Source organism: Streptomyces sp. NPDC051555 (genome assembly GCF_044454405.1).
Lineage (GTDB): Bacteria > Actinomycetota > Actinomycetes > Streptomycetales > Streptomycetaceae > Streptomyces.
Genome location: NZ_JBITDP010000006.1, coordinates 390,899 through 397,435 on the forward strand (window position 1 = coordinate 390,899; position 6,537 = coordinate 397,435).

The 6,537-nt window shown below is 68.7% G+C and carries 9 protein-coding genes; 6 read left to right on the forward strand and 3 right to left on the reverse strand.

Annotation, left to right across the window (positions count from 1 at the left end; translation table 11 throughout):
* Positions 1-26: 26 nt before the first annotated feature.
* The 3 genes from ACIBEA_RS16670 to ACIBEA_RS16680 all read right to left on the reverse strand — a co-directional run bounded on the left by ACIBEA_RS16670 (position 27) and on the right by ACIBEA_RS16680 (position 2,486).
* Positions 27-575 carry a DUF4262 domain-containing protein gene (locus ACIBEA_RS16670; protein WP_399261411.1) on the reverse strand — a complete coding sequence of 183 codons (549 nt, stop codon included), beginning with the start codon at positions 573-575 and terminating at the stop codon, positions 27-29.
* Between the two features lie 141 nt (positions 576-716).
* Positions 717-1,286, reverse strand: coding sequence for a hypothetical protein (locus ACIBEA_RS16675; protein WP_399261413.1), 570 nt, complete (start codon positions 1,284-1,286; stop codon positions 717-719).
* Between the two features lie 912 nt (positions 1,287-2,198).
* Complete coding sequence (locus ACIBEA_RS16680) at positions 2,199-2,486, reverse strand: hypothetical protein (RefSeq protein WP_399261415.1); 288 nt, start codon at positions 2,484-2,486, stop codon at positions 2,199-2,201.
* Positions 2,487-2,704: 218 nt separating this feature from the next.
* Here ACIBEA_RS16680 and ACIBEA_RS16685 point away from each other — a divergent pair, with 218 nt between their 5' ends.
* The 6 genes from ACIBEA_RS16685 to ACIBEA_RS16710 form a co-directional block, all read left to right on the forward strand.
* Positions 2,705-3,100 carry a RidA family protein gene (locus tag ACIBEA_RS16685; protein ID WP_399261458.1) on the forward strand — a complete coding sequence of 132 codons (396 nt, stop codon included), beginning with the start codon at positions 2,705-2,707 and terminating at the stop codon, positions 3,098-3,100.
* Between the two features lie 549 nt (positions 3,101-3,649).
* Positions 3,650-4,393 carry a hypothetical protein gene (locus ACIBEA_RS16690; RefSeq protein WP_399261417.1) on the forward strand — a complete coding sequence of 248 codons (744 nt, stop codon included), beginning with the start codon at positions 3,650-3,652 and terminating at the stop codon, positions 4,391-4,393.
* A complete protein-coding gene (locus ACIBEA_RS16695; RefSeq protein ID WP_399261418.1) occupies positions 4,357-4,725 on the forward strand; it encodes a hypothetical protein in 369 nt (122 codons plus the stop codon). Before ACIBEA_RS16690 ends, ACIBEA_RS16695 begins: the two co-directional genes overlap by 37 nt.
* An 800-nt stretch (positions 4,726-5,525) precedes the next feature.
* Positions 5,526-5,693 carry a hypothetical protein gene (locus tag ACIBEA_RS16700; RefSeq protein ID WP_399261420.1) on the forward strand — a complete coding sequence of 56 codons (168 nt, stop codon included), beginning with the start codon at positions 5,526-5,528 and terminating at the stop codon, positions 5,691-5,693.
* A 15-nt stretch (positions 5,694-5,708) separates the two neighbouring features.
* Complete coding sequence (locus ACIBEA_RS16705) at positions 5,709-6,119, forward strand: hypothetical protein (protein WP_399261422.1); 411 nt, start codon at positions 5,709-5,711, stop codon at positions 6,117-6,119.
* 65 nt (positions 6,120-6,184) lie between these two features.
* Positions 6,185-6,537, forward strand: a 353-nt coding sequence (locus ACIBEA_RS16710; RefSeq protein WP_399261424.1) for an IS5 family transposase, incomplete at its 3' end; no start/stop codon positions are given.

A 6,537-nucleotide genomic window follows, 5' to 3' on the forward strand; every position in this document is an offset into this window, starting at 1 on the left:
GCTATCGCTGGCCGACACGTCCGAGGTCAGAGTTCGGTCGTCCAGATCCCCACAGGGTGCTCACTGGGCGGCAACCACAGCTGAGGCTGTGACTCGCGACGCCCCTCCTGAACCTGTTCTTCCCAATGGAAGCGGTCGTCCGCGTCGGGCCACGCTACTTGCAACACAGGGAAAGGCGGTCGTCGGTAGAACCCGATGGCCCGCCCGAAGAAGGTCCGGTACCAGCGGAGATCCACATTCCTGAGCGCAACTTGCTGACCCTCGATAACGTCAGGATGCCTCTGGCCGCCAGCCACTACAGCACCTGCGGCGACCTTCGCTCCGAGCCGGTTGAGCATGCGGTGCATGGCGTGGACATCGAGTCCGAACATGGCTAGTTCAGGTGCGCCGTGAGTGTGGGCGAGGCCGATCGTATAGGCGAACCCAGGACCGATCTCGTCCTCGGGAACCATCACGACGTGCCATCCGTGCTGCTGGACGTTCTCGATGATCGTCAGATCCACGCGGTCCGCTTCGTCTCGATCTCCGTAGTCGTGGCAGAGGACGCAGCGGCACTGGAACGGATCAACGGTCATGCACGGAGGCTACGCGGCGAGCGTTCGAGTCAGGCAGCCGGGCTTCGCGGCGGCCCCCCTATCGAACGACACTGTAACCCTCTGTAATGGCTCCCCAAGATCTGTGCCAGAACCGAGAAGTAGCAGCGACCTGCGCCCACCTCAGGGGCGAACGGCCCGGACGTGGTCGGCTGAGAGATGGAGTTCGTACGGCAGGCAGCAGTCGGAGCAGAGGGTCGCGACAAGGGTTCCACAGGCGCACAGCTGGTTCATTCCGCCATCCGGGGTCGCTCCGCAGCAGGCGGCGGATGCGTGCTGCAGCTCCAGGCCGCGGGCGTCGTCCGGGTTGATGACGATGTTGTTTCGCGGGCCCTGCGACACCAAGGGCTTCCCATCCACGTTCCAGTGGCCTCCGTGGCGCGGCATCACCGGGCCGGGCACCTGGGCGACGACCAAGGGCCCGCCGTACGGCTCCGTCTCGATCGCGTAGCAGCCTGATGGCACGGTCGCTGGCGACGGACCAGGCTCATCGGCGTCCCACCAAGCGTAGTAGGGAGCCTCGGGAACCTCGGGCAGCCGTGTGAGTGGCCCCGTCAGACGGGCTCTGCATGCTGCGCACACGAACACCACCGCTTCAGCCTCTGCGGCCCCGTCGGTGATGTCAGCAGGCAGAGTGGACTGCCGGTGCTCCGGCTTGCCAACGCTTCGATTTTGGTCTCGCTGATCGTGCATTCGCTGACCGTACGCGGCACGCTGCCAGGCACGGAGTCCGCCCCGGCAGATCGGCACACGACACCCTTCCGAGGCAAGCAATCAGGTGCTGCTGAAGTTCGGCTACATCGTTTGACGGTGTGAGGTCCCGTGAGATCTTGGACAGCCTGGCTCCAGGAGATGCTGGACGTCATCAGGAGATGTTCTTCAAACGGCGATCAGTCCCGGGTGTGAGCGGTCGCCCTGAACTGTGTGACTGGCTCGTCGGTGGTCCGGGCGTGTGTGGTCAGCTCGACATCTCCGTCGATGCGCGGAAGACGGTGTCCTCGATCAGGATGACCACGGTCTTTCCAGCGTGGCTGCGGCCGACCCGCAGCCGTTGGCCGGCCAGGTGGGAGGCGAGTTTGACCGCACGCCGCTGAGGCCGACGTCGCCGTCCCGGCCGACGATCCGGTCGACCTCGACCACTGCGAGGGGTGGCGCTGTCGAACCTGTCGCCAGGGCGGCTGCAGCGGGGTTCGGGGCCGGCGATCCGCCCGCCGCGCTTCACGAGAGCTTTCAAGTCTGTGGGTGTGAACCGAGAAGGGCGGGTCCGCAGGAGTTCGCTGTCGAGGAAGACGTGAATGCCGGGGTGGTCGGCCCACAGGGTCACCGTGCGTCCGCCGAGGGCCGCGGGGAACTTCATCTGCTGGCCGCCAGGCGTACCGGCCGATCGCCTACCCCTTGTCCCGGTCCGGGGCGGCGGATCGCCTATCCCTTGTCCGGGTCGGACCCGGTCGGCCGGAGACCCCTTGACCAGTTCTGGGGGCTGCACGTTACCCCTTGACTACATTGGCAACCGGAGCGTTTCCCCTGGACAGAGGTGGTCTCGGCCGCCCATCAGGTCGCGGCGAAGGGGGTGTGTAATAAGGAGCCGCCTCGCCTGCGGGACAGCTAAAGGCCAGGACCGCAGGGTCGCCAGGAAGCAGAGCCCCAGTTCGAAGAGCACGAACGAGTCGTCGCACGGGCTTCCTTCTGCTCCTGGTTTGCCAGGGTGGTGACCGGGATGACGATGCGTTGCGCGACCTGCACGAGCAGCGAGGCCATCTGCGGCTCGGCATCGGCGAACTCGGTAGCGGCCTGTGTGTCGTCGGCTTCGATCGCCCGGAGGTAGTTGAAGGCGCTCATCACCGCGCGCGGGGTCATCGGGGCGAGCGGTGCGGTGACGGTGTTCTCGGGCATGACAGCTCCTCACGTGCGGCCGCCGCGCTGATCGCGGTGGCCTCAAGAGGAGCCTTCAATGGCGACCCTGTGGACAGAGCCCGGCCGCTGAGGGGTGAGAACCCCCCTGCGGTTTGACCTCTCGCAGCGTAGGTAGAGCGTTCTCACCGAAGGTTGACCGTGCCCGGGACGATCCTTGATCGTAGTGGCCTGTTACTGGCTGAACTGGAGACGTGATGATGCAGCATTTTGTTCGACCCGAGGGAGCCCCGCCCGTGAACGGCTATAGCCACGCGGTGGTATTCACGGGAGCTGTCGTAGCGGTCTCAGGCCAGGTCCCGGTGGATGGCCAAGGCCGACTGGTGGGTGAAGGCGATGCCGAGGCGCAGGTGCGCCAGGTATACGCGAACCTGACCACGGCCCTTGAGGCTGCGGGTTCGACCCTCGAACACGTGGTCAAACTGACCGTCTACCTGACCGATCTGCAGGATCTTCCGGCGTTCCGCCGGGTACGGGACGAGCACCAAAACCCTGCGCACCCCCCGGCCTGCTCGCTTGTTCAGGTGGTCGGACTGGTACACCCCGCATTCCGGGTCGAGATCGAGGCATGGGCTGTAGTACCGACTAGCTCATGAAGTAGCGGCGCCGGCCAGCGCTCAACCTTCGCTGCAAGAGGTCACGGTTGATCACAATGCGGTCGCGGCGGAGAAGTTCTTGAAGGCCGGCGTCACACGAAGGCCCAGAACCGGACCTGTAGAGAGTGAGTGGCGGGATAGGCCCGCCCCACCCTCCAGGAGCACCCTGTGGCGAGCACCGCAGACGAGCCCGAGCAGCCCCTTGACCAGGCCACAAAGCCCCCCCCGATGCCCCCTTCATCCCCCCTCCGCGCCCCGACGTCAAGGTCCGGGCGTTTCCGCAGGTCAGACCCGGCGTACGGAAGGCCGTCGCAGGTCCGACAACCCTCTCGTCCGAAGGAGTCCTCAGCACCGGAGGACTTCGACCGAGCCTCAACGTCGGGAACTGCTGCAAGCGCTGGGGATCTTCCAGCGGGCTACGCCCGACCAGCCGTCGAAGCTGACCCGACCGGACAACCGGCACGACAAGCTCGTACGGGCCAACCTTCTGGATCTGGAGGACCACCAGCTGGTGAGGATCGAAACGGTCCGGGACGACCAGCGGCAGGTGTGGGTGCTGACGAAGCGCGGCCACGGCGAGGCGAGGAAGCTGCTGGAGCCGAAGGGCATACGGGTCTCGGTGCTGCGCGAGGAGAAGTACGACCCGGACACGGGGAGCTGCTCGGCACCGGATACGACGACCACGCCGCGGCGGTCACCTCGCCGGCCGCCGAGCTCCACCGTGCCGGGATCGGTCACCGGCTCGGGTTCCAGACCGAGATCGGGTACCGGCTGGGCGACGGCTTCGTGCAGCTGGCGGACCTGGTGGTGAGGGCGCCGGCGGCCGGGGTGCCGGCGCTGCTGCTGGAGATCGACCGCCGCACCGAGGACGCCTACCAGCTGGTGCAGAAGCTGCGCCGGTACTGGGAGTGGGGCCGGCTGTTGCCGTCGGACGCGGACAAGCGCACCGTGGACCTGGTCCGCTCCCGCCCGGAGGCGATCGAGGACGTCGACCACGAGAAGCGGCTGTGGCGCCGGCTCTACCCGCCGACCGGCCGGGAGGGTCTGCCTCCGGTGGCGTTCGTGTTCGCGGACACCACGGAGGTGAAGGTCGCCAACACGGTCGCCGTGCTGGAGGAGGCCGGCCGCCGCTACTGGGCGTCGCGCCGGTACGACACCTTCCACCGGAGGATCACCGCGCGGGACTACGGGCAGGCGGTACCCGTTCTCGTGACCACCCTGGAGCAGCTCCAGGAGCACGGTGCCGACGGGGCGGTGTGGCGGAGGCTGGGACGGCCGGCGAGCAGACGCTGACGGTCGCCCTCGACAACCCCGACGGCGAGACCCTCTACCGCGGCCAAGCCGCCCGCGTCGACGCGCACGAGCAACAACGCCGGGTCGCGGAGCGGGAGGCGCAGCGGCCTGTGTGCGAGCGGTGCGGGCGGAAGTTCACCGACGAGCGCTGGGAGGAGACCACCGTGCGCGGCGGCGCCTGGGCGACCGGGAACCTGGCCGTGTGCGGGACCTGTCATGCCGACGACGTCGCCCGCGAGGAAGCCGCCCGCCGTCAGGCCACCGTGCCGCCGCTGGAGGAGGACCAGGAGCCGGCCAGGCCCAGCCGCAGCTTCTTCCGGCGCCGCGGCTGACCGCGACGCACACTGGGCAAGCCCAAGGGAAGCCTGGGCAAACCACCCCGAGCACCGGCTTGCCCACCCCGCCGGACGGAGGAGACGGCATCGGTCACGTTCAGCCCTGGATGTTCCGGCGAGGCCGCAGCTGGCCGATGACCGGTCACCGGCGCGGAGGGAGTTGCACGGGTCGGCCACGGCGCTGACGTGCTCTTTGACCGATCGCGGGCGGCGGATTGGTCGTGCTCGGGCAGCTGACCGGTCATGGCGCCCTGCTGGGCAAGCCCCTCGCAGGGAGGGCCTGCCCAGCGTCCGGGCCGTAGGACGGGACGCCTTCCAAGGTCGTGGGCATCACCGTCTGGGACCCGGCGGCCCGGAGCTGGCCGGAACGCTCTCGCCGGCCGTGCACCCGCGCGAACGACTGGCTCGGGCGGCTTCCCGCCTGGCCACTGACCGCCCGGCCACCGGCCGCTGCGAGGTGGGCAAGCCTCAGGCGACCCTGGGCAAGCCGGGCTTGCCCACCTGAGGAACGAAGGTGACTACCCCCTTGACCGCCAATGATCCGCAGGCGGTCAACCCTTTGACCGCCCTCGAACTCAAGGTGGTCAAGGGGGGCCCGGGGGATCCGTACCCGTAGCCAGGCGCACGAGATGGCCCCGCGGGTCCGATCGATACCTCGGCAGGGGCGAGTCCCGCGTGGCCACGCTCGCGGGGTGGCCGTCTTCTTGAATTCCCCTCGTGCGGGGTGCGGAGTGCGGAGTGCGGGAGGGTCGGGGTGCGCCCGCGGCCGCGCGTGCGGGGCGGAAGGGAGTTCAGGGATGCGGAACGAGTCGTGGACGACGGAGGAGTTCGGGACGTCGCACCGGGGCCGGGTGGGTGTGCTGCCGGAGGACGGGAGTGTGCCGGAGCCGGTGTACTTCGACGGGAACTCCGTGGTGGGGCACACGGGCGACTTCTGGGCCGGATGTAGCGGGCGTCCGTTCTAGGGGCCCCGCGCCGAGGTGCTGCGCGCGGTGTGCGTGTGCGGCTGGAGTGGTACCCGGTGCCTGCTGGACCGGGAGCGGATCGGTGATACGCCGTTGTACGAGGACGAGCCGGCGCACGAGGGCGCGGCGCGCTGCCGGGACGACTGGGACCGGCACATCGAGACTGTCGAGGAGTCGACTATCGCATTCCCCGCCGAGGTCGACGATCTGCTGGCGAAGCTGACCGTGGCACTCAACCGGCTCGTGGACGATGAGCCGGCCGGGGCGCTGAAGACCGAGAGCCGGCTGGAGATCCTCGCCCGCAGCAACGGATACGACGCCGCCCACATCGCGGGCCGGTCGCGGGAGCCGGAGGAAGTCGGCGCCGCGCTGGGCATCAACGCGGACCAGGCGGAGGACCTCCTCGCCCACAACCGCAGCCGCTAGGCCGTGTCTGATGGCTCTCGCCCGGATGGTGGATCTACTGCCGTTCCGGGCAGGAGTCGGTCATGGTGCGTCGGCATGAACTGACGAATGCTCAGTGGGAGTACATAGCCCCGCTGCTCCCGGAGACCGGTAGCCCAGGTGGTCGGTGGGCCGAACACCGGACCGTGGTCAACGGAGTGCTGTACCGGACCCGGACCGGGATTCCCTGGCGTGACCTGCCCGAACGCTACGGATCCTGGCAGACCGTGTACGAGCGCCACCGCCGCTGGTCGGCCGACGGGACCTGGTCGAAGATCCTGCGAGCACTGCAAGCCGGCGCCGACGCCACCGCCGTGGACGCGGACGGCTCGTGGGCGGTCAACATCGACTCCACCACCTGCCGGGCCCACCAGCACGCGGCCGGAGCCCGGCACCGCCC

Excerpts from the sequence above, each read along its gene's own strand:
- ACIBEA_RS16670 (WP_399261411.1), bottom strand. The coding sequence starts at position 575 with ATGACCGTTGATCCGTTCCAGTGCCGCTGCGTCCTCTGCCACGACTAC.
- ACIBEA_RS16675 (WP_399261413.1), bottom strand. The coding sequence starts at position 1,286 with ATGCACGATCAGCGAGACCAAAATCGAAGCGTTGGCAAGCCGGAGCAC.
- ACIBEA_RS16680 (WP_399261415.1), bottom strand. The coding sequence starts at position 2,486 with ATGCCCGAGAACACCGTCACCGCACCGCTCGCCCCGATGACCCCGCGC.
- ACIBEA_RS16685 (WP_399261458.1), top strand. The coding sequence starts at position 2,705 with ATGCAGCATTTTGTTCGACCCGAGGGAGCCCCGCCCGTGAACGGCTAT.
- ACIBEA_RS16700 (WP_399261420.1), top strand. The coding sequence starts at position 5,526 with ATGCGGAACGAGTCGTGGACGACGGAGGAGTTCGGGACGTCGCACCGG.